This window comes from Nocardia xishanensis NBRC 101358 (assembly GCF_001613365.1).
In the GTDB taxonomy this organism is placed as follows: Bacteria; Actinomycetota; Actinomycetes; order Mycobacteriales; family Mycobacteriaceae; genus Nocardia; species Nocardia xishanensis.
Genome location: NZ_BDCF01000013.1, coordinates 1 through 23006, shown reverse-complemented (window position 1 = coordinate 23006; position 23006 = coordinate 1). Strand labels below are relative to the sequence as shown.

Below are 23006 nucleotides of genomic sequence, written 5' to 3'. Positions count from 1 at the left end.
TGTCCAGCAGGGGGTTTCACCATAGATCGGCAGAGCCGCGAGCGCTGTTACGGCGCAGCCGCCATAGGCATGCCGCGAGGACCCCCCGGCCAGAGGGGTCCTCGCGGGTATCGATCGCGACGTTCGCGGCGCGCAGCGGGCGCTCCGTCGACGCCGGGTCTACTCAGAGCGGCGCGCGCGCGGCGGTCAGGAATTCTTCCCTGCTGATCCGGCCGTCGCCGTCGATGTCGACCTCGTCGAACCGGGACATCAGGATGTCGATGTCCCGAACCTGGTCGCCGTAGTGCTGAATGAACTCCTCGCGGTCGATGTAACCATCGCCGTCGATGTCCATCGCGTCGAACTTCCGGTGAATGTCCTGAATATCCATGCGGTTCTCTCCCTAGCTTCTGGGGGGCGGCGTCTGCCACCCCGAGAGGACAGGTATCGAGCCGTGTTGGAGAAACTAACCTGTCAAGGATAGTCGGGCACGCTGAGGCGTGTACAGAAATCGCGCGACGCGAAAATCTATCCGCCGACCTCCCTGCCTGCCGACCCCGCGATCGCCGACACCCGCCACAATTCGACGGCGAGCCGGAATGCTCGCACGCGCCCCTCCGTCTCGTCGAGCACGACTCCGTCGGGCCAGGACACCCGGCAGTGGTACCAGCAGCACCGCGCGCGGTCGCACCGCCGCGGCTCCGGCGAGAGGAGATCTCGGCAGACACGCCTGGCGAGTTCGGCCAGCGCCGCCGACGCCTGAGCCGGTGTGCCGACGTTGCCGACCCGCCACCACAGCTCCTGCGTCCGGCCGGGGCGGGAGATCTCTACGAGGTAGATCAGTTCGGTGTCCTGATCGCTCATACCCATGCACTTTGCCAGAAACCGACCGGTCTTCCGCCAACTCGATGTGCGCGTGTTCTTGCCCGGCGAAAACCCGGCCGTGTTGATTACCAGTTCGACGGGAGAATGCGGTTACTTTTCTGGACGGCGCCGGACACAGAGGTTCGACGCGAGCGACTGGAGCCTGAACGGAACGCGATGAGCGAACGAAGTGAGCGAATCATGTGCCAGCGCGCCGCGCGCATGCCGCAGCCGAGCGCCAGCGAGGCGAAGGCATGAGCACACCTGTTGTCCCCGGTACTGCCGGTTCACCGCCCGGGTACCTCTGGCGGTGGGTCTGGCCCGAATCACGAGCCTTCGCATGGCTGTTGGCGTCGTCGGCAGCGCTGGTCGGCGCGGCGACGTTCTCGGTCGTCGGCATGCTGACCGGCAACGACTTCGTCGTGCGCGCAGGCGGGCTTCTGCTGCTGCTGGCCGCCACGACCGGGGTGATCTATCTCGTGACCGGAATCGAGGATCGACCCTCGGTACTCCAAGGTGACGACGCGTCCACCTTCGTGCTGCGGTACCTGCCGACGCGGGTGGCGCCGGTGCTCGCCGCGCTCACCGCGCTCGCGGTCGCGGCGCTGTCGATCGGCGCCATCGAACGAGCGCTCGAACCGATGTTCTTGGGGCTCGCGCTGCTCGTCGCGGTCCTCGTCCTCGCCTGCCTCGGCATCCGATACCGGCGCACCGCGCGGCTGTGCCTGTCCCCGCACACCATTCGCATCACGACCCGCAACTTCGATTGGGAGTTTCCTTGGGATGCGGTCGATTTCGAGGCCGGGTTCGATGCGAAGGGCACCGAGACCATCGCGATCCGCTGCCCGCGCGCCGTGGTGACCACCCGGCCGACACCGGGGAAGACCCCGACCCACCTGCGGCCCCCGAAGGACAGCCCGGACGGCCCGTGGAAGCTCGCGCCGATCATGTGGGGCGTCAGCCCGAACTCGCTGTTCTCCACTCTCGACCACCTGCGGACCGACCCCGATCTCCGGGCCGAACTGACCAACGCCCAACTCACCGCCATGCTCACCCCTCCACCGTGGCAAACCCGCCGCCCACTCGACATCGACTCGCTGTGAGCAGGCCGCGCCGACCGTGCTCGCTCGCGCCTCATGGGCGACCCCGGCGCGCGAGCCGACCGGGCGGACGGATCGGCGCTGACATCATGGACGGATGTCGTCGCAACGGGAATCGTTTTCTTCGGATGATCGAGCCGCGTCGGGCCTGAGCACCGAGTGGTCGCGGGCGATGGGCTTGCGGGTGCCGGTGGTCAACGCGCCGATGGGCGGGGTGGCGGGCGGGCGGTTGGCCGCTGCGGTCACCTCGGCGGGCGGACTGGGGATGATCGGCATGGGAAGCGCCGGTTCGGCGGCGGCGCTGCGCGAGGAACTCCGGCACACGGCGGCGCTCGACGGGCGATTCGGCATCGGCCTCGTGGAGTGGGTCGTCGCCGCCGATCCCGAATTGCTGGACGTGGCTATCGCGGCGGCTCCCGCCCTGGTCTCGGTGAGTTTCGGGACCGATCCGTCCTGGATCGCTCGCGTGCGCGACAGCGGAATCCGTACGGCCACCCAGGTTTACAACGCGACCGATGCGCGCAGGGCGGAGGACGCCGGGATCGACGTGCTGGTCGCGCGTGGCGCCGAGGGCGGCGGGCACGGCGCGGTGGAGATGGCGACGCTGCCACTGCTCGACGCGGTGCTCGACACCGTCTCGACGCCCGTCCTGGCCGCGGGCGGCATCGGGTCGCCCGCGAGTTTCGCCGCCGTGCTCGCCGCGGGCGCCAGCGGCGTGTGGCTGGGCACGCGCCTCGCCGCCTGCGCGGAGTCGTCGCTGTCGGAGGCGGGCCGCAGCGCGATGATCGCGGCGGACGGCACGGACACGGTCATCACGACCGCGTTCGATGTGGCGATGCGCCTGCCATGGCCCGCCCGGTTCCCGGCGCGCGTGTTGCGCAACGACTTCACCACCGAGTGGGCGGGCCGCGAAGAAGTACTGCGCACCGACGAGCAGGCGCGAGCTGAGCTGGCGGCGGCGGTCGCCGCGGACGATCCGCGGACCGCACCGATCGACGCGGGTCAAGGAGTCGGCGCGATCACCGCGGTCGTCCCCGCGGCCCAGGTGATCGACGAGTTGTGCTCAGGCGCGGCGGAACTGCTGGCCCGGCCTTGAGCGGCCGCTGCTCAAGCACTTGATTCAATCACGTGATTGAGGCAGACTCCAGCCGTGAAAGGAGCTGCCGATGTCCGCTGATGTCGACGGGGGCCTGCGCGCCCCCTATGAGATCGAGTTCCCGTTCGAGCGAACCGTGGGCCCGGTCGTCGGAACGTTCCTGGCAGGTCTGCGCGAGCGCCGTCTTTTCGGCGCACGGACCGAGCGCGGCAGCGTGATTTGCCCACCGCCCGAATTCGATCCGGTGACCGGCAATGAGCTTGTCGAACTCGTCGAGCTGGCCCCGGTCGGCGCCGTCGAGTCGTGGACCTGGGTGCGCAGCCGCCCCGGCGATCCGGTCGACGGCGAATTCGCCTGGGCGCTGATCGCCATCGACGGCGCGGAGGGCACGTTCTTCCACGCCCTCGACGCCTGCGGCGATCCGGCGCGGATCCGGCGTGGCCTGCGGGTGCGCGCGCGGTGGGCGGACGAACGCCACGGCACGCTGTCCGACCTGCGCTGTTTCGAGCCGGAGGACGACGATGAATAGCCCCCTGCCGGAACCGGTTTCGCTGATGCCGACCCCGCTGCGCATGGAGTACACGTTCGTCGCGGGCGTCGGGCGATCCCGGTTCCTGCGCGGCCTTGCCGAACGCAAGCTGCTGGCGGCCACCTGCCCTTCGTGCCATCACGTGTACCTGCCCGCGCCGGAATTCTGCGCGCGCTGCCTCGTCGAGCTCGGCGAACCCACCGAACTCGACGGACGCGGAATCGTCTCCACTTTTTGCGTCGTCAGTTTCCCGTTCCCCGGGCAGGAGATCGATCCGCCCTACGTGGTGGCCTACATCCAGCCGCACGGCGCAGACACCCGGCTGATGCACCTGATTCGCGAGGTCGAGATCGCCGAGGTCCACATCGGCATGGAGGTGGAACCGGTCTGGCGCGAGGGCGCCGATCTCGAGCCGTCCTGGATGAGCATTCGCCACTACCGCCCCGTCTCCCCCGGCCAGGAGGTTCCGCATGCGTGAGGTCGCCGTCGTGGGCTCCGCACAGTCCGCGTGCCTCGCCGCCAACCGGCGCGACGACATGGCGGGCATCTTGCTCCCGGTGATCCGCGAGGCGCTCGCCGGCGTCCAACTCGACCGCGACCGGGTCGATTTCGTGTGCTCCGGCAGTCACGACTTCCACGAGGGACGCACTTTCGCCTACATCGACTCGCTCGACGCCGTCGGCGCGTGGCCGCCGATCGTGGAGTCCCACGTGGAGATGGACGCGGCGTGGGCGTTCTACGAGGCGTGGTCGTGGCTTCAGCTCGGGCACGGCGATATCGCCCTGGTGTACGGGATCGGCCGCGGTTCCCTGCCGCGTGATCTCGATCAGGTCGTGCCCACCCAGCTGGACCCGTACTACCTGACGCCGCTGCGTCCGCACCGCGACGCGATCGCGGGCATCCAGGCCCGCGCGCTGCTCCTGGCCGAGTTGACGACCGAACGCGAGATGGCGCGGATCGTCGCGCGCAGCCTGGCCGATGCCACCGAGAACCCGCACGCCCAGCTCTCGGGCGAGTACGAGATCGACGACCTGCTCGCCGAACCCTATGTCGCGGCGCCGCTGCGCGGCCACGACGTGTCACCGGTCGGCGACGCGGCGGCCGTGGTCGTGCTCGCCGCCGGCGACGTGGCCAGGTCGCTGTGCGAACGGCCGGCATGGGTGCGCGGCATCGACCACCGGATGGACGGGCACTATCCGGGGTCGCGGGATCTGACCAGGGCCCCCTCGGCCGGACTCGCCGCCGTCCGCGCGGCGGCGGCAGCGGGCTTCGACGCGAGCCGGGTCGATATCGCCGAGCTGCACGTCGAATACTCCGCGCAGGAACCCCTGCTGATCCGCGAGCTCGGCCTCGACGCGGCGACGGCGATCAATCCGTCGGGCGGGCCGTTGGCGGGCAGGCCGACCACCGCGACAGGGCTGATCCGAATCGCCGAGGCGGCCAAGGGTATTCGCTCGGGACGTGCGCGGCGCGCTCTCGCGCACGCCACGAACGGCCAAGCGCTGCAACAGAATATGGTCTGCCTGCTGGAAGGAGACCTGGCATGAGTGAACCCGTCGCCGTGATCGGCATCGGTCAGGGCAAGCAGGCCAAGCGCCGCGAGGTGACCATCGGCGCGCTGGTGCGCGAAGCGGTCGCGGCCGCGATGGCCGACGCCGAGCTGGAACTCGGCGATGTCGACGCCGTCGTGCTGTCCAAGACACCGGACCTGTTCGACGGGGTGATGAACCCGGAGCTCTATCTCGCCGACGCGCTCGGCGCCCGCGGGCTCCCGGTGACCCGAGTCTTCACCGGCGGCAGCGTCGGCGGGCACGCGGCCATCTACGGCGCGCACCTGATCGAGGCGGGGTTGGCCAAGCGCGTGCTGGTCGCGGCGTATTCCAAAGAGTCCGAAGGCAATTTCACCTGGGCGCTGTCGCGCGGACTGCCGTTCAGCGCCAAACTCGGCGCGGGCGCCGGCGGTCATTTCGCGCCCGTCATCCGCGAGTACATCCGCCGGTCCGGGGCGCCGGAGCACATCGGCTGGCAGGTGGCGGTCAATCACCGGCTCAACGCGATCCGCAACCCGTACGCGCATGTGCACATGCCCGACATCACCGTGCAGAAGGTCAAGGAGTCCCGCATGTTGTGGGATCCGATCCGCTACCTCGAGTCGTGCCCCTCCTCCGATGGCGCCGCCGCGATCGTGCTGTCCGCGGGATCGGAGATCGGGAAGCCGGCCCGCCCGCCCGCGTGGATCCACGGCATGGCGTTCCGCACCGAGACCGGGCACTTCGCCGGACGCGACGAGGTCAACCCGCGCGCGGGCGCCGAGTGCGCCGCCGACGCCTATCGGCAGGCCGGAATCGCCGACCCCGCGAGCGAAGTCGACGTCGCGGAGCTGTACATCCCGTACAGCTGGTACGAACCGATGTGGCTGGAGAACATCGGCCTCGCCCCGCTGCACCAGGGCTGGAAGCTCGTCGACGACGGCACCACCCGGTTCGGCGGTTCGCTGCCGATCAACCCGTCCGGCGGCGTGCTGTCCGGCAACCCCACCGGGGCGACCGGCCTGATCCGCTTCCTGGAAGCCGCCCTCCAGGTCCGCGGCTTGGCCGGCGAGCACCAGGTCCCCGAAGCCCGGCTGGCCATCGGCCACGCCATGGGCGGCGCCTCCCAGTTCCACGCTCTATGGGTCGTCGGCGCCGAACGGCCGACCACGTGAACCGAGACAGGAGTACGAAGATGCGACGGGTGTTCGTCGTCGGCGTCGGCATGACGCCGTTCGTCAAGATCGGGTCCAAGGAATGGACCTATCCGGAAATGGTCGGTGCGGCGGTGCGCGACGCGCTCGGCGATGCGGGCCTAGGTTACGACCGGGTGCAGCGTGCCGCCGTCGGGTATGTGTTCCAGCCCTCCGCGGCGGGGCAGCGCGCACTGTACGACGTCGGGCTGACCGGCATTCCGGTGGTCAACGTCAACAACAACTGCGCCACCGGATCCACCGCGCTGATGCTGGCGCGCGAATGGATCGGCGCGGGTCTCGCGGACGTGGCGCTGGCCGTCGGGTTCGAGCAGATGACCAAGGAGGCGATGGCCGGGCCCGCGACGCCGCCGAAGACCACTACCGTAGACGCGCACCTGCGAGTCATGGCCGCGCAGTACGACTTCGGCCGCGCGCCGATGACCACGCAGTTCTTCGGCAACGCGGCGGTGGAGCACAGCAAGCGCTACGGCACGACGCCAGAGCAACTGGCCGCCGTCGCGGTGAAGAATCACGCGCACTCGACGCGAAATCCTTTGGCGCAGTTCCAGAATGCCTACACGCTAGAGCAGGTTCTCGGCGACGTGCCCGTGCACGGTCCGCTGACCCGCTCGCAGTGCTCGCCCATGTCGGACGGTGCGGCGGCGGCCGTGCTGGTGAGCGAGGACGTGGTGCGCGAACTCGGGCTCGCGGGGCAGGCCGTGGAGATCCTCGCGCAGGAACTGGTCACCGATGGCGAGACCGCGTTCTCCACCGCGTCGATGATCGATGTCGTCGGAGCCCCGATGACCCGCACCGCGTCCCGGCGCGCCCTCGATGCCGCGGGGATCACCATCGACGACGTCGACGTGATCGAACTGCACGACTGCTTCTCGATCAACGAACTCATCACCTACGAGGCGCTCGGCCTGTGCGGGGAGGGCGAATCGGGCCCGCTGGTCGAATCCGGCGCCACCACCTACGGCGGCCAATGGGTGGTCAACCCGTCCGGCGGACTGATCTCCAAGGGACACCCACTCGGCGCCACCGGGCTGGCGCAAACGGCCGAACTCTCCTGGCACTTGCGCGGACTCGCGGACGAGCGGCAAGTACCGGACGCGCGGATCGCCTTGGCGCACAACCTCGGTCTCGGTGGCGCCTGCGTCGTCACCCTCTACGCCGGTCCGGCCTGAACCGCGCAGGACATCTGGTCAACGACGAGCCCTCGGAGCTGAAACACCAATGACGACAATCGATCCCGACACTCACCTGCGACTGCCGGTGCACAACGGCCACAGCCTGGTGGCCGGGCTCCGCAGGCACCGGCACGATCCGGTGCTGACCCTCGGCGAGACCGTCCTCACCGGCGCCGACGTGCTCGATGCGATCAGCCGCTACGCGGCCGCGTTCGCGGCCAACGGCGTCGACACCGGCACGCCCGTCGGCGTGCTGGCTCTCAATCGGCCCGAGGTGCTGTTCACCATCGCCGCGGGGCAGGTCCGCGGCTATCGGCGCACCGCGCTGCATCCGATGGGCGGGCTCGACGACCACGCCTACGTGCTGGACGACGCGGGCATCACCACCCTGGTGCTCGATCCGGTGCCCGCTTTCGTGCAGCGCGCCCGCGAACTGATCGACAAGGTGCCGCGACTGAACCGCGTCCTCGTGCTCGGCGCGGTGCCGCCGGAGCTCGCCGACGTCGGCATCGATCTGACGGCGGCCGCCGCGGCGGTCGATCCGGAGCCGATCGAGGCCACCGACCTGCCGCCGGACGCGGTGATCTCGATCAGCTACACCGGCGGCACGACCGGAAAGCCCAAGGGCGTCATCGGATCCGCGCTCACCATGGCGACGATGACCCAGATCCAGCTGTCGGAATGGGAATGGCCGCAACGACCGAAGTTCCTGATCTGCACGCCGCTTTCGCACGCGGGCGCCGCCTTCTTCCTCCCCGTGGTCCTGCTCGGCGGGCAGTGCGTCGTGGTCCCCCGCTTCGAACCGGGCGAGGTGCTGCGCGCCATCGAGGAGCACCGGATCACCGCGACCATGCTGGTTCCGTCGATGCTCTACGCGCTGCTCGACCACCCGGATCTCGCGACCCGCGACCTGTCGTCGCTGGAGACGGTGTACTACGGCGCCTCGGCCATCGACCCGACCCGGTTGACGCAGGCGATCGAGCGCTTCGGGCCGATCTTCGCGCAGTACTTCGGGCAGTCCGAAGCGCCGATGGCGATCAGCTATCTCGGTAAACGCGAACACGATTCGCAACGCCTCACCTCCTGCGGACGCCCATCGGCGGCGCTGCGCGTCGCGCTGCTCGACGGCGACGACAAGGCGGTCGCGCCCGGCGAGGTCGGCGAAATCTGCGTCTCCGGACCGCTGGTCGCCGCCGGTTACCTGAACAAGCCGGAGGCGACCGCGGAGACCTTCCGCGACGGCTGGCTGCGCACCGGTGATCTCGCCCGCGCGGACGAGGACGGCTTCCTGCACATCGTCGGGCGCAGCAAGGACATGGTGGTCACCGGCGGTTTCAACGTCTTTCCGCGCGAAGTCGAAGACGTTGTCGCTGAACACCCCTCGGTCTCGCAGGTCGCGGTCGTCGGCGTGCCCGACCCGCGCTGGGGGGAGGCGGTGACCGCCGTCGTCGTGCTCGATCCTGCCGCGCAGGGCGATTCGACCGCCGTCGAGACGGTGACCGCCGAGATCCAGGAGAGCGTCCGGCAGCGCAAGGGCTCGGTCCAGGTGCCCAAGCACGTCCTCGTCATCGACGAGCTGCCGCTCACCGGCCTCGGCAAACCCGACAAGAAGGCCGTGCGCGAACTGGCGGCCGACCGACTCGGACTTTGACGGATATGTAACGGAACCGGCTGAGGCTCAGCCGGTTTCGCGCATTTGCCCACAGTTGCCGCGACTGCGGCACCAACGGCGTCTCCTTCGCCGCGTCCCCGGTTCCCCGATGGGTGAGCCACGGCCGTACGACTCGATTTCGCGGTCAGCGTATGCGGAAGCGGCGCAGCAGCGACAGCGTCGTGAGGGTTCGGTCGAGGTACGCATCGTACGGCTGTCCCGGCTTCGGTCCGAGCACCTGGCGCTTCAGCGTGGCCACGTTGGTCGCCTCGGTGAACTTCAACAGTCCCTGGTCTCCGTTGCGCACACCCATCCCCGACGCCTTGAAACCTCCGGAGGGCGCGCTCTTTCCGGCGTAGGCGAGCGCCGCGCAGTCGTTGACGTTCACGTGTCCGGCGGCGAGGCGCGCACCGACCGCGCGCGCCGCGGGCAAGTCGCGGCCCCACACGCTCGCACTCAGCCCGTAGCGCGTATCGTTCGCGAGCTGGACTACCTCGTCGACGGTAGTGAACGGATACAGCGCGACGACGGGGCCGAAGGTCTCCGCGCCGAAGACGTCCATCTCCGCGGTGACGGCCTCCAGCACTGTCGGCGCGTAGAAGGTCGGCCCCAGTTCCGGCAGTGCCCGGCCGCCGGTGAGCACCCGAGCTCCAGCGGACTCGGCTTGCTCGACCTGCGCCGCGACGCGAGCGCACTGATCGGCCGAGATCACGGCGCCCATGTCGGCATCGAAGTCGTAGCCGGGCCCGACCCGCAGCGCCGCGACCCGCGCGGTGAACTCGTCCCGGAACGCGGGATACACCGATTCGTGCACATAGATGCGCTCGATGTGCAGGCACAGCTGACCGGTGTTCGCGAAGACCCCGTCGATCGCGCTGTGCGCCGCCGCCGGCACGTCCGCGTCGGCCAGCACGATCATCGGATTCTTGCCGCCCAGTTCCAGACACGATTCGACGAGGCGCTCCCCCGCCTGTTTCGCCACCAGCCGCCCGGTCGCCTCGGAGCCGGTGAACATCACGAAATCGGCGCCGTCCACCACGGCGGGACCCACCGCAGGACCCTCGCCGCAGACCAGCTGAACCAGCCCCTCTGGCAGCCCGGCCTCGAGCAGCAGCCGCAGCCCGAACGCCGGGCTGAGCGGGGTGCGATTGTCGGGTTTGAGCACGATTCCGTTCCCGGCCATCAGCGCCGGGATGGCGTCGCAGTAGCCGATGGCGAACGGGAAGTTCCACGGCGCGATCACGCCGACGACCCCGCGTGGCTTGCGAATCTCGGTCGACGAGCTGACCAGCGGGATGGCGCCGGGATGCCGCACCGGTCGCAGCAGCCGCGGCGCGCGCTTCAGGTAGTGGCTGATGACCATCGGGATATCGCACAGCTCCTCGAAGGCCATCCGGCGCGCCTTGCCCGTCTCGATCTGGATCAAGTCGGTGATCGTCCGATGGTTCTCCAGGACCAGGCGGTGGAAGCGTTCGAACACCGCGAGGCGACGCCGCACCGGAAGGCGCGCCCATTCGGCCTGGGCGGCGCGGGCACGGGCGAATGCCGCGGCGACGTCGCCGGGCGAGGACTGCGGCAGGTCCGCCACAACCGTTCCGGTGAAGACCTCGGCCACCGGAACGGTGTCGGACGGATCGCCCGTCACCAGGCTGGTCAGTGCCGCGAGGTCGTGGGCTGCAACGGTCGGCGTGGTCACGACTCGCACTCTATCAAGTGATTGCATCAGTTGATAGAGATTGCGCTTACGCTGGGCGAACGGTGATTACAATGCAGCAGGTGACCAGCGCAGCGGACCGTGCCGAGCTTCGGATCAGCGAAGAAGAACTAGCCATGCCGACCGACCGGCGCCTGGTGCTGGCCGCCGAGCGACTGTTCGCCGAACGCGGCATCGACGCGGTGTCGCTGCGCGCGGTGATGTCCGCCGCCGGCGCGAATGTCGCTGCGGTGCATTATCATTTCGGCTCCAAGGAAGCCCTGATCGAGGCGTTGATCCGGCAGCGGAGCGATGCGGTCGCGGCCCGGCGCGCCGCCCTGCTCGACGACGTCGAGCACTCGGGCGCTGTCACCGCTCGCGGCTTGGCCGAGGCGTTCGTGCTGCCCGTGTGGGAGATGGCGACCGGCGAGGGCGGATCGTGGGTCAAGTTCATCGCGGGCATTCTCGGCAGCGGCCATCCGGCGCTGTCGACTGTCGCCGAGGGATTTTCCGATCAGGCCGTCCGCTTCATGACCCTGCTCGGCCGCGCCTTCCCCGACCTGCCCCGCCCCACCCTCCGGTTCCGCCTAGCGCAGGCCATGACATTGACCTTCCAGGTCCTCGGCGACGTGCATCAAACCCAAGACCTGCTGGCCATCTCGGGCATCCAGCTCAGCCCCGAACAGGTGATGACCGAGCTCGTGGACGTGGTCACGGCGATACTCGCGGGACCGCCGTCGGACTGAGACGGAAAGTTCAGTGAACCTGATTTACTAAATGGTGTTCACAAATTGAGTGTGGTGTGGTTCACTCCTGTGGAACGTGTTCCAAAGGAGGTACCGTGTCCGCGCCGTCCATCTCGCACGATTTCGACTTCACCGATCCCGATCTGCTCGCCACCCGGCTTCCCGTCGAGGAGTGGGCCGAGCTCCGCCGGACCGCCCCCGTCTGGTGGGTCGACCAGCCAACGGGCGTCAGCGGATTCGACGACGGCGGCTACTGGGTGGTGAGCAAGCTCGACCACATCAAGGAGATCTCCAAGAACTCCGAGGTCTTCTCCACCAACGCCAACACCGCGGTGATCCGCTTCAACGGCGACATCACCCGCGACGAGATCGATATCCAGCGCGCCATGCTGGTCAACACCGATCCGCCCATCCACGACAAGCTGCGCCGGATCATCTCGCGCGGCTTCACGCCGCGCGCCGTGCAGAGCCTGCGCGACGCGCTGCACGAGCGCGCCGAGCGAATCGTCCACGAGGCCAAGAAGACCGGCGGCGGCGACTTCGTTCAGCAGGTCGCCTGCGAGCTGCCGTTGCAGGCCATCGCCGAGCTGCTCGGCGTGCCGCAGTCCGACCGCGGCAAGCTGTTCGACTGGTCCAACCAGATGATGGGCTACGACGATCCCGATTTCGACGGCAACCACAAGCTGGCCACCGCCGAGATCATGGGCTACTCCTGGAATCTCGCCGAGGAGCGCCGCAAGTGCCCGGCCGACGACATCGTCAGCCAGCTGGTCACCGCCGACCTCGACGGCGAGGCGCTCGGATCGGACGAATTCGCCTGGTTCGTCATCCTTTTGGCCGTCGCGGGCAACGAGACGACCCGCAACGCCACCACGCACGGCATGAAGGCGTTCATCGACTTCCCCGAGCAGTGGGAGCTGTACAAGGCGGAGCGGCCGCGCACCGCGCCCGACGAGATCGTCCGGTGGGCGACGCCGGTGATCGCCTTCCAGCGCACGGCGTTGCAGGACACCGAGGTCGGCGGCCAGGCCGTGCGGAAAGGTCAGCGCGTCGGCCTCTTCTACGCCTCGGCCAACTTCGACGAGGAGCGCTTCGTCGAGCCGTTCGAATTCGACATCACCCGAAACCCCAACCCGCATGTGGGCTTCGGCGGCACCGGCACGCACTTCTGCGTCGGCGCGAACCTGGCGCGGCTGCAACTCGACCTGATCTTCAACGCCATCGCCGACGTGATGCCGAACCTGCGCGAGGTTTCCGCGCCGGTGCGGCTACGCTCGGGCTGGTTGAACGGCATCAAGAGCTGGCAGGTCGCATACGAATGACACAACCCGCACGACGGGGCCGGATGCCCGCCGTGAACGACGCGGACATCCGGCGAGTGGCCAGGACGGTGCTGGCCGAGCACGGTCCCGAGGCGCTGACCCTGCGCGCCATCGCGCGCGATCTCGGCATCACCGCGCCCGCGCTGTATCGCTACTACGCATCGCGCGAAGACCTGGTCGGGGCGCTGCGCCGGGACATCTGCGTCGACCTGGCCGACGATCTCGCCGGGCAGGTGGCCGAACTCCCGGATGACGGCGTGGTGCAACTGTTCGCCATCTGCAAGGGCTTCCGGCGCTGGGCCCTCACCCACCCGCACGAGTTCACCCTTGTTTTCGCTTCGCCGAACGGCGAAAATCCCGGCGGGATGCGGCAATTCGACGAACCGTTCGGCCGCGTCTTCCTCGGTGCGGCAGGCAGGCTGCTCACCACCTACGACCTGGTGACCCCGTCGACCGACACCATCCCCGGCGCGCTGCGCGAGGATCTGATCGACTTCCAAACCGAACTGCTCGCCATGCTCGCCGAATCGGGTCAGAAGTTCCCCGCCGAGAAACTCGACCTGGGCGTGGCCTATCTGATGATGACGCTGTGGGCGCGCTTGTACGGCCACGTCACCCTCGAGGTCTTCGGCAACTATCCGATGCCCGTCACCGACCCGGACGCACTCTTCGACGCCACCCTCGCCGACCTCGCCGCCAGCATCGGACTGACCGGACCCCAACTGCCCTAGGGTAGGTCCTCGAAGCTATCGCCGCCTGAGGCCGGCCGCTACACGAGACCTCCAGCCGGGCTCGAGCAGACGCTCGGCCGGGCATGCCCCGAACGCGATCCCCGAGGCAACTTCCACTACGTCGCGTGGCCCGCACCCGCCGACAATCGCAGCTGAGATCCGAACTGCCGCAACGATAGAGGACAAATACAGTCTCGGTAAGCTGGTCGCCAGCGCAAGGGGGAATGATGGCGATCGTCGACCACCACTGGTTTCCGTACTTCGAGTTCGCGCGCGCGGCCGACAACGCGTCCTTCGTCATCCGACAGAAGCTCGAAGAGGTCGCCCACCTCGTCGAACTGTATGCCGCCGGCATGGCGGGAAATGACGAGGTCGGTCAAGAGTGGGGCAAGGCGTGGGACACCGCGGCCAACGAGTTCTTCCCGAACGCCTCTCGACTCGCCGACGCCTACGGCGCCATCGCCAATCGCGCTTATCTCGCCGGAGTCAACGTCCTCAATGTTCGGCTGACGGACGACGCTCTGCCGTTCCGCGACGGTAGCGGCGCGCTCGCAGGCCGCCTTGCCAGACTGGATGGCCCACTGCCGGTGCGCTTTTCGTGTCACGGCACGGCGCTCGTCGTCATGTACCCGCTCGCCTCGCCGGCCGCGCATGACGACGCGGCCGAGGCCGAGGCAAGCTCTTCCGGGACATCGCGAGCCCGGCACGAAGGCTCGACGTGCTGGGCGGCCGGTTCGTGGCCGTGGTCAGCCTGCCGCCAGCCGGCTGAGCTGCTCCCATTCCCGGTACAGCTCGCCGCGCGCCCGGTCGAGATCCTGGACCATGTCGTAGGACTTGCCGCCGACGATGAGACGCCGGGGCGGGTCGGGCAGGGCGGCCAGCTCCATGATCACGGGTGCCGCGGCGCTCGGATCGGGACCGGCCTCGTCGCCCCACATCTCGGCGAGCTCGGCCCGTAGTTCCTCGTACTGCGGGAGGGGTTCGGTCGCGGTGATGCCCGCGGTGAACAGTTCGGTGGCGTAGCCGCCCATCTGCAGGATGGTCACCTTGATGCCGAATCGCTCGACCTCCCTCGCGAGCGCCTCGCTCACCGAATCCAGCGCCGCCTTGCCCGCGCCGTAGAGGCCGACCGACGCCATGCCTCCACTGGTGCCCATCGAAGTGACCTGGAGGATGCGGCCGGATCCCTGCGCACGCAGGTGTGGGAGCACGGCCTGCGCCACCCAGACGGCGCCGAAGAAATTCACGTCCAAGTGTGCACGGATCTGCTCTTCGGTGGCCTCCTCCACCATGCCGTAGAGCAGTCCGCCCGCGTTGTTGACCACGATGTCGAGCCTGCCGAAGACCGCCATCGCGCGCTCGACCCCGGCGAACACGGCATCGCGATCGGAAACGTCCAGCGACAACGGAAACAGCTCGTCCGTATATTCGGCGGCCAGTGCGGCGAGCGGCTCGATATTGCGCGCGGCAGCCACAACGCGGTCCCCCGCGGCGAGCGCCGCCTCGGTGAAAGCCCTGCCAAGGCCACGCGAAGCGCCGGTGATGAACCATACTCGTGCGGTCGTCATGGAAACCACCTTTCTGTTAGCGAGACGATACGTCTCGGTTCGCTAAAGATTGCGCGCTCGACGGCCACTTGTCAATACGAACCGTTGCGTCTCGTCACTCTGTTAGGCTCGGGTCATGTCCAGCGCGGAGAAGCCGGATCGTTCCCGGCGCAGCGAACGTTCCCGGCAGGCGATCCTCGCGGCCACCCGCGCGCTGATCTCCGAGGTCGGGTACGCGAAGGTGTCGATCGAGGCCATCGCGGCGCGCGCCGGCGTCGGCAAACAGACGATCTACCGCTGGTGGCCGTCGAAGGGCGCCGTCATCTTCGACTCGTTCCTCGCACTCGGCGAGGACGCCGACGGGCAAGGCCTCGCCCTACCCGACACCGGCGATATCGAGGCGGATCTCAAGCTCGTGCTGCGCGCGACGGTGGCCGAGTTCGCCGACCCGGATTTCGAACGGCCGATCCGGGCGCTCCAGACCGAGATCGTCAACGACCCGGATCTCGCCGCCCAGTACCGCGAGAGACTGGCAGGTCCCATGGACGACGCCAAGAAGGCCCGTCTGCGCAGCGCGCAGCGGGCGGGTCAGCTCGCCGCGGACGCCGATCTCGACCTGGTGCTGGAAGTGCTGTACGGCCCGCTCTTGCAACGGTGGCTGCACCGCACGGGCCCGCTCACCCCCGAGTACGCCGACTCCCTCGTCGACCTCACACTCAGAGCCTTCCGGCCCTGACCGTCACCCTCAGATCCGCGGCAGCGCGGGCAGCTCGGTCGAGGTGAGTTTCTGCGCCGCGCGCTTGTTCATGCCGAACATGCGCAGCACGTGAAAGGTCATCTCGTCGGAGAGCGCGTCGGCGTCGACGTCAGGCCGGGCGTCCAGTAGTTGCAGCAGACCGAGCAGCGACCCACCCGCCGCCATGACGGCAAGGTCTGGGTCCATCGGCTCGAAACGACCCGCCTCTTGGGCGGCGACGATGTCGCGGCGGGCGCGCGGCGCGAGCCCCTCGTCCCGCAGCATGATCGGCATGCCGGAATTCAGCACGACCCGGACGATCTCGGGAACCTGTCGCTGCAACCGTCCGGTCATCCGGAAGCTGACGGCGAACACCTCGGCCGGATCGTCGTAGAGCGACACGATCACATCGCGCATCTCGCTGTAGACCTGGAGCGCCGAGCGCACCGCCTCGTCGAACAACTGCTCCTTGGACTCGAAATGGTTGTAGAAGGAGCCGAACCCGACGTCGGCGGCGTCGGTGATCTCCTGGATGCTGACCGCGGAGCGTCCCTCCGAGAGGAACTTGCGCGCCGCGCCGAGCAGTGCGTTGCGGGTGCGCTCACGGCGCCGGTCGATGCGGTTGCGCGCTACGGGTTCGGCGGTCATCGGCCCTTCTCCCACTCGGAAACGACCTGAGCATCGTATCTGACGAAACGATCAGAGACGATTCCGCACCGCACCGATGCCGCGCCACACCGAGCCCCGTGACCATATTGAGGCTGCCATCTTTCCTGATGCTCTCATCAGTTTCTCTTGACAAAGCATTTCCTCGTAACTGATGATTTCATCATCTTAACTGTGGAGGTAGCTGTGACACGCATCGAGAAGGGGGGCGGCGCCGAGCGGACGGTTCGGGTCGGCGGCCGCGACATCTTCTTCGCCGAGTTCGGGGCAGGCCCGGCCGTCGTGCTGCTGCACGGCGGCGGACCCGGCGCTTCCGGACTCTCGAACTACTCGCGCAACATCGAGGCGCTGGCCCGTCGTTTCCGGGTCATCGTCCCCGACATGCCCGGATACGGGCGGTCCAGCAAGCGGGTCGACCAGTCCGATCCGTTCGGCGATCTCGCGTCCGCGCTCGGCGGACTGCTCGACGCGCTCGACCTGCCGAGCGCGCACCTGGTCGGCAACTCCTACGGCGGCGCCGCCGCGCTGCGACTGGCGATGGACCGGCCGGAGCAGGTCGGCAGGCTGATCCTGATGGGCCCCGGCGGCGTCGGCACCACGCGTGCGCTGCCGACGAAGGGCTTGCAATCGCTGCTTTCCTACTACGGCGGCGACGGCCCGAGCCGGGAGAAGCTGGCCACCTTCGTGCGTGAGCATTTGGTCTACGACGCCAGCGCGATCACCGAGGAGCTGATCGACGAACGTTACCGGGACAGCTTGGATCCCGAGGTCGTCGCGAACCCGCCGCTGCGCAGGCCGTCGGGCCCCACGGCGCTGCGGACGCTGTGGCGGATGGATTTCACCCGGGACGCCAGGCTCGGCGCCGTGACCCACCCGACGCTGGTGATCTGGGGCGCGGAGGACCAGGTCAACCGGCCAGAGGGCGGGCGCATGCTGGCCGATCGCATGCCCAACTGCGATCTGTTCATGGCCGCGCGGACCGGCCACTGGGTGCAGTGGGAGCGCGCCGACCTGTTCAACGGGCTGGCGACCGCGTTTCTGGAGGCGACGCCGTGACCGGCTTCCTGCGGCCGAACACCGACGGCTCGGTCTTCGGCGGGGTGCACCTGGGCTACGTGGTGGTCGAGTCGAAACGGCTCACCGACTGGGATCGATTCGGCGCCTTGGCGATCGGCATGCACGTCGACCGGTTCGACGCCGACGCCCTGCGCTTGCGCCTCGACGACCGGGCCTGTCGCTTCCTGATCGAGCGCGGCCCGGCCGAGGACGTGACGGCGCTGGGCTGGCAGGTCGATGATCACGAGACGTTCGACCGGATCGTCGCCCGGATCGCCGACCGCGGCGTCCCGATCGAGGAGGGTACGCCCGAGCAGGCGGCCCGGCGCGGGGTCGAGCGGCTCTGGCGCTTCCCAGGGCCGAAAGGCATTGTCACCGAAATCTTCACGACCGCAGTGACCACGCCGGAGCCGCTGCGCATGCTGAGTTCCGGTTGGGTCACCGGCGAGGCGGGCATGGGGCACGTCGCGATCGTGTCCAGGGAGCCGGAGGCGATGCGCGGCTACTACCACACCGTATTCGATTCGCGCCTGAGCGATTACATCGACGAGAACGTCTCGGGGCTGCGGATGAGGATCCGCTTCCTGCGGGTCGACGAGCGCCACCATTCGATCGCGATCGCCAATATCCGCGGCGTGAAGATCGATCCGATCCGAACGCGAGTGCAACACATCAACATTCAGTCAGCGACCTTGGACGACATGCTCGCCTCCTTCCAGCGCGTCACCGATCTCGGGTTCCGCATGGCATGGTCGGTGGGCCAGCACACCAACGATCGGGAGCTGTCCTACTACTGCGTGACACCGTCCGGCTTCGAGCTCGAGGTGGGCTGGAATCCGGTCGTCATCACGCCGGAGCGCGAGTCGACCTGGGAACCGAGCACCTATCAGGGCATCAGCATCTGGGGCCACAGCACCGTCGGGCAGACGGTGCTGGACAAGTTCGCCCAGTTCCGTCGCGCGGTCGAGACCGCGCGCACGCCTGAGATCACCGTGCCGCAACTCTCTGGAGGACTGTCGCGATGAACACGTTCGACTACGACGTCGTGGTCGTCGGTCTGGGTCCGACCGGACTGACCCTGGCCAACCTGCTCGGCCGCCGCGGCGTGAGCGTGCTGGCGCTGGAGCGGGAACCGGAGTACTACGGCCTCGCCCGCGCGGTCTACACCGACGACGAGGGCATGCGGATCTTCCAAACCGCCGGTGCGGCAGATGAATTGGCCGCCGACATGAATATCGATTCCACCGTTCAGTGGGTGCGCTCCGACGGGAAGCTGCTCGCGCAATTCAATCAGGTCGAGCGACCCCTCGGCTGGCCGGTGGTGAACTTCCTCTACCAGCCGTACCTGGAGAACACCTTGGAACGCGCACTGGAGCGCTTCCCGCACGTCACCGTGCGGCGCGGCCGCGAGGTCGTCGACTTCGACCAGGACGCGACGGGGGTCGGCGTCGAGCACGCCGCCTCCGCTGGCACGGGCTACGGCAAACTCCAGACCGAGCCCGACCGCAGGACCTCCGAGCGGGTGCGCGCGCGGTACCTCGTCGGCTGCGACGGCGGCCGCAGCGTGGTGCGCACTCGATTGGGCATCGACATGACCGGCACCAGCTTCCCTGAGCGCTGGCTGGTGGTGGATCTGAAGGCCAAGGACGGTGTGGACGCGTTCCGGCACCTGCCGTATTTCGACTTCGTCTGCGAGCCGGAGCTGCCGATCGTGTCCTGCCCGCAGCCGGGCGGGCACCACCGCTTCGAGTTCATGCTCCGCGAGACCCAGACCAAGGACGAGATGGAGGACCCCGACAACGTCCGGGCGCACATCTCGCGGTTCGTGAACCCCGACGAGGTCGAGGTGCTGCGCAAGCTCGTGTACACGTTCAACGCGGTCGTCGCGAACGACTGGCGCGACGGGCGCATCCTGCTGGCGGGCGACGCCGCGCACATGACGCCTCAGTTCATCGGGCAGGGCATGAATTCCGGTGTGCGCGACGCGGACAACCTGTCCTGGAAGTTGGCCGCGATCCTGCGCTACGGCGCCGACCCGGCGATCCTGGACAGCTACGAAACCGAGCGCCGCCCGCACGCCGAGGCGATGATCACCATGTCGGTGTGGATGAAAAACCTGGTCTCCGTCAGCAATCCGGTGGCGGCCCGGGTCCGTGACATCGCGCTCACCACCGCGTTGCGCGTGCCAGGGCTCGGCGGCTGGATTCGCGGGGCGAAAATGAAACCTGAACCTCGGTTCCGCCGTGACGCCTACCTGGGTCTGCCACGGCGCGGGCTGCGCGGGGTCGAGGGCACGCTCGCGCCGCAACCGGAGGTGCGCACCTACGACGGCAGACATCGCCGCCTCGACGACGTCCTCGGCCTCGGGTTCGCCGTGCTCGGCTACGGCGTCGACCCCCGAGCGGCATGCACCGCCGACGAGCTGGCGGTGCTGGATCGTCTCGACTGCCACTTCGTCACGGTTTATCCGCTCGGCGGCCGTCCCCAGGGCAAGCCCGGCGACGGGCGGGGAGACGACGACCAGGTGGCCGACGTCGAAGACCACACAGGCGAATTGGCGTGCTGGTTCGCCAAGGGCGGTGTCCGCCAAGGCGACGTGCTGGTCCTGCGGCCCGACCGCTTCGTCTTCGGAATCGCCCGGCACGGCGACACCGCAACGCTGGTACCGGAATTGGGTCGCAGGCTGCGTCTGCGCACCGGAGCGCCTGCCGACATCGCCCTCGAACCCACCAGGAAGCAGTGATCGTGACCGAACCATCCCTCTCCCGTCGGCGCGTCCTCGGTGGCGCGGGCGCGCTCGGTGTCGCCGCGCTCGCCGCGCCGGGCTTCTCGAACGCACGCGCCGCGGCGGCACCCGCTCGCAGGCAGCCAGCGCCCGGCGGCGCCTATCGCATCGACCTGCACGCGCATTTCCTGCCACCGGACTATCGCGCGGCGCTGCTCGAGCACGGCCACTTCACCATCGGCGGCTACCCGACGCCGACGTGGTCGCCGGACGAGGCCATCGCTTTCATGGACTACTACGGCATTCAGGCGCAGGCGCTGTCGGTCTCCGACCCCGGCGTCTCGTTCCTGCGCGGCCGGGAGGCCAACGATCTCGCCCGCTACTGCAACGACTACGCCGCGCAGCTGCTCGGGACGCACCGCTCGCGCTTCGGCGCCTTCGCCGTACTGCCGATGCCGGACATCGCCGCGTCCATCGACGAGGCGATCTACGCACTGGACACGCTTCGCCTCGACGGCGTGGTGCTGCTTTCCGCCTACGACGGCGTCTACCTCGGCGATCCGCGCTTCGAACCGCTGATGATCGCGCTGAATCAGCGCCGCGCCTTCGTCTTCGTGCACCCGGCCGCCATCCCCGCCGACGCGAAACCCGGACTCCCCCTTCCGGATTTCCTCGAGGAGTTCACCTTCGACACCACCCGCGCCGCGACCATGATGATGGTCACCGGCATGACCCAGCGCTACCAGGACATCCGGTTCCAGCTCTCCCACGCGGGCGGGACCGTGCCGTTCCTTTCACATCGCATCGCCGTCGCCTCGCAGACGGTGCTCGGCGAGCTGTGGCCGCAGGATATGCCCAAACCCGCCGTTCTCGAGATGAAGCACCAGATCTCGCGCTTCTACTACGACACAGCGCTGAGCGGCTCCCCCGCGGCGATGGCGAGTGTGCTCGCCGTGACGAGCCGCGACCACATCGTGTTCGGCTCCGACTGGCCGTTCAGCGCCGCCACCCTCCCGCAGACCGGCGACCATGATCCCGCCCCCGGGCTCAGCGAGATCTTCGACGCCGACCAGCGCATGGAGGTGGAACGGCACAACCCGCTGCGGCAGCTGCCGCGTCTGGCCGAAGCTGTGAATGCCTGACGCTGAAGGGTTCACAGCAGAGCTCGCCGCCTCGCGCGGCCGATCGAGATATCTCGGGCGGCGGTCGGCGCGTGTACCTGCACTCATGCGGAGAAGATGCGACTGCGGCGGGACGGGTCGGACAGCACGTCTCGGATCAGCAGGCCGAGGTCGAGATCGGGCGCCACCGCGCGGTAACGCACGTCGCACACCGTGTCGCCGCCGACCGTCAGCACGAAACGTGTTGTGCGCTCATCGATTCGATGCCATTCGACGCCTACGTTCGTGGCATCGAGGTCGACGGTCCGCCCGGCCGCGCGCAGTGTGAGCTGCGCGCCGTCACGGTAGAACACGACCGGGGTCTCGCCGAGGGAGCCGTAGACGCCGCCGACCGGGCCGAGGCCGCTGTTCACCGTGCGTAGATCACCTGTGCCCAAATCCATTTCGGCGAACTCGCCGAATCCGGTGTGCGACCGGACGACGATCGCGTTCCGCCGCGGTTGCGCGCTCTCCCAGCCGCGCCCGTTGCCGAACATCGACGCGCGCGGAAGCGACCGGGAGGGACGCGCGGGCGCATTCGAACCGGCAGGGCCGGGCACGCCCGGCGTGCCCATCGCGGCCTGCGAACCGTTCGGCGGTGGGTCGTACTGCGGCGTCGGCGCATCCGGTCGCATCGACGCGTTGGGATACCCGTCCTCGAACTGGCGCGGCGAACCGAATCCATTGCCGCCGTGGTCGTTGCGAGTCCCGCCTTCCGGCGGCGATGGCCGGTCGAAGCCCGAATCCTGAAGCGGCGAGCCTCCGGGAGACCCGAATCCGTTACCCGGTCCCGGCTGCCCCGGCGTCGGCCATTCCGGCCGCACGGGAGCTTCCGGCAGTGGCACCTGCGGGATCTCCGTCATCCGAGGCACTGACGGAGTCTGCCACTGCTGCGGCGCAGGCGGAACCTGATGCCCCTGCGGCGCCGACGGCGAGCCTGTCTCCGGCCACGACGGAGCCTCCGGGAACCACGAAGTCGGCGGCACCGGCGAGACCGGCCTCCCGGACGGGAACGGCTCCTGCGAAGGCGGTTCCGGCACGTGCGGAACCGGATACGCCGGAGGCTCCGGCCACGACGGTGCCTGAACATGCGGCGGCACAGGCATTTCCGGAGCCTGCGGCGGCACAGGCAGTCCAGGAGGCACCGGCGTATTCGGCGGGATCGGGACGTCCGGCAACGGCGGTCTCGGCGGCAACTCCGGCGCAGGCGGCACCGGCCAGGGCGGCACCGGCGCTCCGGGCGGAACCGGCCGGCCCGGCGGGAACGGCTCCGGCGCAGGCGGCACCGGCCAGGGCGGCACCACCGGCGTCCCAGGCGGAACCGCCCGACCAGGCGGGAACGGCTCCGGCACAGGCAGTTCCGGAACAGGCGGAACCGGATGCGCCGGTGGCGCTGGCCACGGCGGCACGGGAACCTGCGGAGGCACAGGTGGATTCGGAGGAACCGGTTGCTGCGGCGGCACCGGAGGTACAGGAGGCACCGGGGG

The 23006-nt window shown here is 68.8% G+C and carries 23 protein-coding genes; 16 read left to right on the top strand and 7 right to left on the bottom strand.

What is annotated here, in order from left to right:
* Nucleotides 1-163: 163 nt before the first annotated feature.
* Together NX1_RS12535 and NX1_RS12530 are read right to left on the bottom strand one after the other, a co-directional pair.
* Entirely contained in the window at nucleotides 164-370 is a 207-nt protein-coding gene (locus NX1_RS12535; RefSeq protein WP_068057919.1) for an EF-hand domain-containing protein, read from the bottom strand.
* Nucleotides 371-507: 137 nt separating this feature from the next.
* Entirely contained in the window at nucleotides 508-843 is a 336-nt protein-coding gene (locus NX1_RS12530; RefSeq protein WP_068057917.1) for a hypothetical protein, read from the bottom strand.
* Nucleotides 844-1097: 254 nt separating this feature from the next.
* On the opposite strand from NX1_RS12530, the gene NX1_RS12525 reads away from it, so the two are divergent.
* The 8 genes from NX1_RS12525 (at nucleotide 1098) to fadD8 (ending at nucleotide 9137) form a co-directional block, all read left to right on the top strand.
* A complete protein-coding gene (locus NX1_RS12525; protein ID WP_157119703.1) occupies nucleotides 1098-1946 on the top strand; it encodes a hypothetical protein in 849 nt (282 codons plus the stop codon).
* A gap of 94 nt (nucleotides 1947-2040) precedes the next feature.
* A complete protein-coding gene (locus NX1_RS12520) occupies nucleotides 2041-3039 on the top strand; it encodes an NAD(P)H-dependent flavin oxidoreductase (RefSeq protein WP_068057913.1) in 999 nt (332 codons plus the stop codon).
* Between the two features lie 70 nt (nucleotides 3040-3109).
* Nucleotides 3110-3568: a Zn-ribbon domain-containing OB-fold protein gene (locus NX1_RS12515; protein WP_068057911.1), complete on the top strand. Its 459-nt coding sequence runs from the start codon at nucleotides 3110-3112 to the stop codon at nucleotides 3566-3568.
* Nucleotides 3561-4046: a Zn-ribbon domain-containing OB-fold protein gene (locus NX1_RS12510; RefSeq protein WP_068057909.1), complete on the top strand. Its 486-nt coding sequence runs from the start codon at nucleotides 3561-3563 to the stop codon at nucleotides 4044-4046. Before NX1_RS12515 ends, NX1_RS12510 begins: the two co-directional genes overlap by 8 nt.
* Nucleotides 4039-5115: a thiolase family protein gene (locus NX1_RS12505; protein ID WP_068057907.1), complete on the top strand. Its 1077-nt coding sequence runs from the start codon at nucleotides 4039-4041 to the stop codon at nucleotides 5113-5115. The genes NX1_RS12510 and NX1_RS12505 overlap by 8 nt, the downstream gene beginning before the upstream one ends.
* Entirely contained in the window at nucleotides 5112-6272 is a 1161-nt protein-coding gene (locus NX1_RS12500) for a thiolase family protein (protein ID WP_068057904.1), read from the top strand. The genes NX1_RS12505 and NX1_RS12500 overlap by 4 nt, the downstream gene beginning before the upstream one ends.
* 20 nt (nucleotides 6273-6292) lie before the next feature.
* On the top strand, nucleotides 6293-7483 hold the full coding sequence (locus NX1_RS12495; protein WP_068057902.1) for a thiolase C-terminal domain-containing protein: 1191 nt from the start codon (nucleotides 6293-6295) through the stop codon (nucleotides 7481-7483).
* A gap of 49 nt (nucleotides 7484-7532) precedes the next feature.
* Nucleotides 7533-9137 (top strand): fatty-acid--CoA ligase FadD8, encoded by a 1605-nt coding sequence (gene fadD8 / locus NX1_RS12490; RefSeq protein ID WP_068057899.1) that lies wholly within the window; start codon nucleotides 7533-7535, stop codon nucleotides 9135-9137.
* A 145-nt stretch (nucleotides 9138-9282) separates the two neighbouring features.
* Here fadD8 and NX1_RS12485 read toward each other — a convergent pair whose 3' ends face one another.
* Nucleotides 9283-10833, bottom strand: coding sequence for a succinic semialdehyde dehydrogenase (locus NX1_RS12485; RefSeq protein WP_218024114.1), 1551 nt, complete (start codon nucleotides 10831-10833; stop codon nucleotides 9283-9285).
* 80 nt (nucleotides 10834-10913) lie between these two features.
* Between NX1_RS12485 and NX1_RS12480 the strand changes: the two genes are divergently transcribed.
* The 3 genes from NX1_RS12480 (at nucleotide 10914) to NX1_RS12470 (ending at nucleotide 13629) form a co-directional block, all read left to right on the top strand.
* Nucleotides 10914-11576: a TetR/AcrR family transcriptional regulator gene (locus NX1_RS12480; protein ID WP_444980707.1), complete on the top strand. Its 663-nt coding sequence runs from the start codon at nucleotides 10914-10916 to the stop codon at nucleotides 11574-11576.
* Between the two features lie 95 nt (nucleotides 11577-11671).
* Nucleotides 11672-12898 carry a cytochrome P450 gene (locus tag NX1_RS12475; RefSeq protein ID WP_068057895.1) on the top strand — a complete coding sequence of 409 codons (1227 nt, stop codon included), beginning with the start codon at nucleotides 11672-11674 and terminating at the stop codon, nucleotides 12896-12898.
* Between the two features lie 23 nt (nucleotides 12899-12921).
* On the top strand, nucleotides 12922-13629 hold the full coding sequence (locus tag NX1_RS12470; protein WP_245668469.1) for a TetR/AcrR family transcriptional regulator: 708 nt from the start codon (nucleotides 12922-12924) through the stop codon (nucleotides 13627-13629).
* A gap of 116 nt (nucleotides 13630-13745) precedes the next feature.
* Here NX1_RS12470 and NX1_RS36185 read toward each other — a convergent pair whose 3' ends face one another.
* Nucleotides 13746-14234 (bottom strand): hypothetical protein, encoded by a 489-nt coding sequence (locus tag NX1_RS36185; RefSeq protein WP_157119702.1) that lies wholly within the window; start codon nucleotides 14232-14234, stop codon nucleotides 13746-13748.
* 141 nt (nucleotides 14235-14375) lie between these two features.
* The gene (locus NX1_RS12465; RefSeq protein WP_068057891.1) at nucleotides 14376-15197 is read right to left on the bottom strand and encodes an SDR family NAD(P)-dependent oxidoreductase; all 822 of its coding nucleotides are present in this window, start codon (nucleotides 15195-15197) and stop codon (nucleotides 14376-14378) included.
* A gap of 115 nt (nucleotides 15198-15312) precedes the next feature.
* On the opposite strand from NX1_RS12465, the gene NX1_RS12460 reads away from it, so the two are divergent.
* The gene (locus NX1_RS12460; RefSeq protein WP_068057889.1) at nucleotides 15313-15912 is read left to right on the top strand and encodes a TetR/AcrR family transcriptional regulator; all 600 of its coding nucleotides are present in this window, start codon (nucleotides 15313-15315) and stop codon (nucleotides 15910-15912) included.
* 9 nt (nucleotides 15913-15921) lie between these two features.
* Here NX1_RS12460 and NX1_RS12455 read toward each other — a convergent pair whose 3' ends face one another.
* Nucleotides 15922-16560: a TetR/AcrR family transcriptional regulator gene (locus NX1_RS12455; protein ID WP_068057887.1), complete on the bottom strand. Its 639-nt coding sequence runs from the start codon at nucleotides 16558-16560 to the stop codon at nucleotides 15922-15924.
* Nucleotides 16561-16764: 204 nt separating this feature from the next.
* Here NX1_RS12455 and NX1_RS12450 point away from each other — a divergent pair, with 204 nt between their 5' ends.
* Genes NX1_RS12450 through NX1_RS12435 form a run of 4 tightly spaced genes read left to right on the top strand, consistent with a single transcriptional unit; the run spans nucleotide 16765 to nucleotide 21501 of the window.
* The gene (locus tag NX1_RS12450; protein ID WP_245668468.1) at nucleotides 16765-17634 is read left to right on the top strand and encodes an alpha/beta fold hydrolase; all 870 of its coding nucleotides are present in this window, start codon (nucleotides 16765-16767) and stop codon (nucleotides 17632-17634) included.
* Nucleotides 17631-18659, top strand: coding sequence for a VOC family protein (locus NX1_RS12445; RefSeq protein WP_245668467.1), 1029 nt, complete (start codon nucleotides 17631-17633; stop codon nucleotides 18657-18659). Before NX1_RS12450 ends, NX1_RS12445 begins: the two co-directional genes overlap by 4 nt.
* A complete protein-coding gene (gene mhpA, locus NX1_RS12440) occupies nucleotides 18656-20377 on the top strand; it encodes a bifunctional 3-(3-hydroxy-phenyl)propionate/3-hydroxycinnamic acid hydroxylase MhpA (protein ID WP_068057885.1) in 1722 nt (573 codons plus the stop codon). Before NX1_RS12445 ends, mhpA begins: the two co-directional genes overlap by 4 nt.
* Before the next feature lie 2 nt (nucleotides 20378-20379).
* Entirely contained in the window at nucleotides 20380-21501 is a 1122-nt protein-coding gene (locus NX1_RS12435) for an amidohydrolase family protein (protein WP_068058193.1), read from the top strand.
* A gap of 83 nt (nucleotides 21502-21584) precedes the next feature.
* Here the strand turns inward: NX1_RS12435 and NX1_RS12430 are convergent, their stop codons facing one another.
* Complete coding sequence (locus NX1_RS12430; protein ID WP_157119701.1) at nucleotides 21585-22391, bottom strand: hypothetical protein; 807 nt, start codon at nucleotides 22389-22391, stop codon at nucleotides 21585-21587.
* Nucleotides 22392-23006: the final 615 nt, after the last annotated feature.

Bases quoted from the DNA above. Each gene is read 5' to 3' on its own strand.
- NX1_RS12510 (WP_068057909.1), top strand. From the start codon at position 3,561: ATGAATAGCCCCCTGCCGGAACCGGTTTCGCTGATGCCGACCCCGCTG.
- NX1_RS12500 (WP_068057904.1), top strand. From the start codon at position 5,112: ATGAGTGAACCCGTCGCCGTGATCGGCATCGGTCAGGGCAAGCAGGCC.
- mhpA (WP_068057885.1), top strand. From the start codon at position 18,656: ATGAACACGTTCGACTACGACGTCGTGGTCGTCGGTCTGGGTCCGACC.
- NX1_RS12520 (WP_068057913.1), top strand. From the start codon at position 2,041: ATGTCGTCGCAACGGGAATCGTTTTCTTCGGATGATCGAGCCGCGTCG.
- fadD8 (WP_068057899.1), top strand. From the start codon at position 7,533: ATGACGACAATCGATCCCGACACTCACCTGCGACTGCCGGTGCACAAC.
- NX1_RS12460 (WP_068057889.1), top strand. From the start codon at position 15,313: ATGTCCAGCGCGGAGAAGCCGGATCGTTCCCGGCGCAGCGAACGTTCC.
- NX1_RS12525 (WP_157119703.1), top strand. From the start codon at position 1,098: ATGAGCACACCTGTTGTCCCCGGTACTGCCGGTTCACCGCCCGGGTAC.
- NX1_RS12505 (WP_068057907.1), top strand. From the start codon at position 4,039: ATGCGTGAGGTCGCCGTCGTGGGCTCCGCACAGTCCGCGTGCCTCGCC.
- NX1_RS12470 (WP_245668469.1), top strand. From the start codon at position 12,922: ATGCCCGCCGTGAACGACGCGGACATCCGGCGAGTGGCCAGGACGGTG.
- NX1_RS12535 (WP_068057919.1), bottom strand. From the start codon at position 370: ATGGATATTCAGGACATTCACCGGAAGTTCGACGCGATGGACATCGAC.
- NX1_RS12465 (WP_068057891.1), bottom strand. From the start codon at position 15,197: ATGACGACCGCACGAGTATGGTTCATCACCGGCGCTTCGCGTGGCCTT.
- NX1_RS12515 (WP_068057911.1), top strand. From the start codon at position 3,110: ATGTCCGCTGATGTCGACGGGGGCCTGCGCGCCCCCTATGAGATCGAG.
- NX1_RS12495 (WP_068057902.1), top strand. From the start codon at position 6,293: ATGCGACGGGTGTTCGTCGTCGGCGTCGGCATGACGCCGTTCGTCAAG.
- NX1_RS12530 (WP_068057917.1), bottom strand. From the start codon at position 843: ATGAGCGATCAGGACACCGAACTGATCTACCTCGTAGAGATCTCCCGC.
- NX1_RS12455 (WP_068057887.1), bottom strand. From the start codon at position 16,560: ATGACCGCCGAACCCGTAGCGCGCAACCGCATCGACCGGCGCCGTGAG.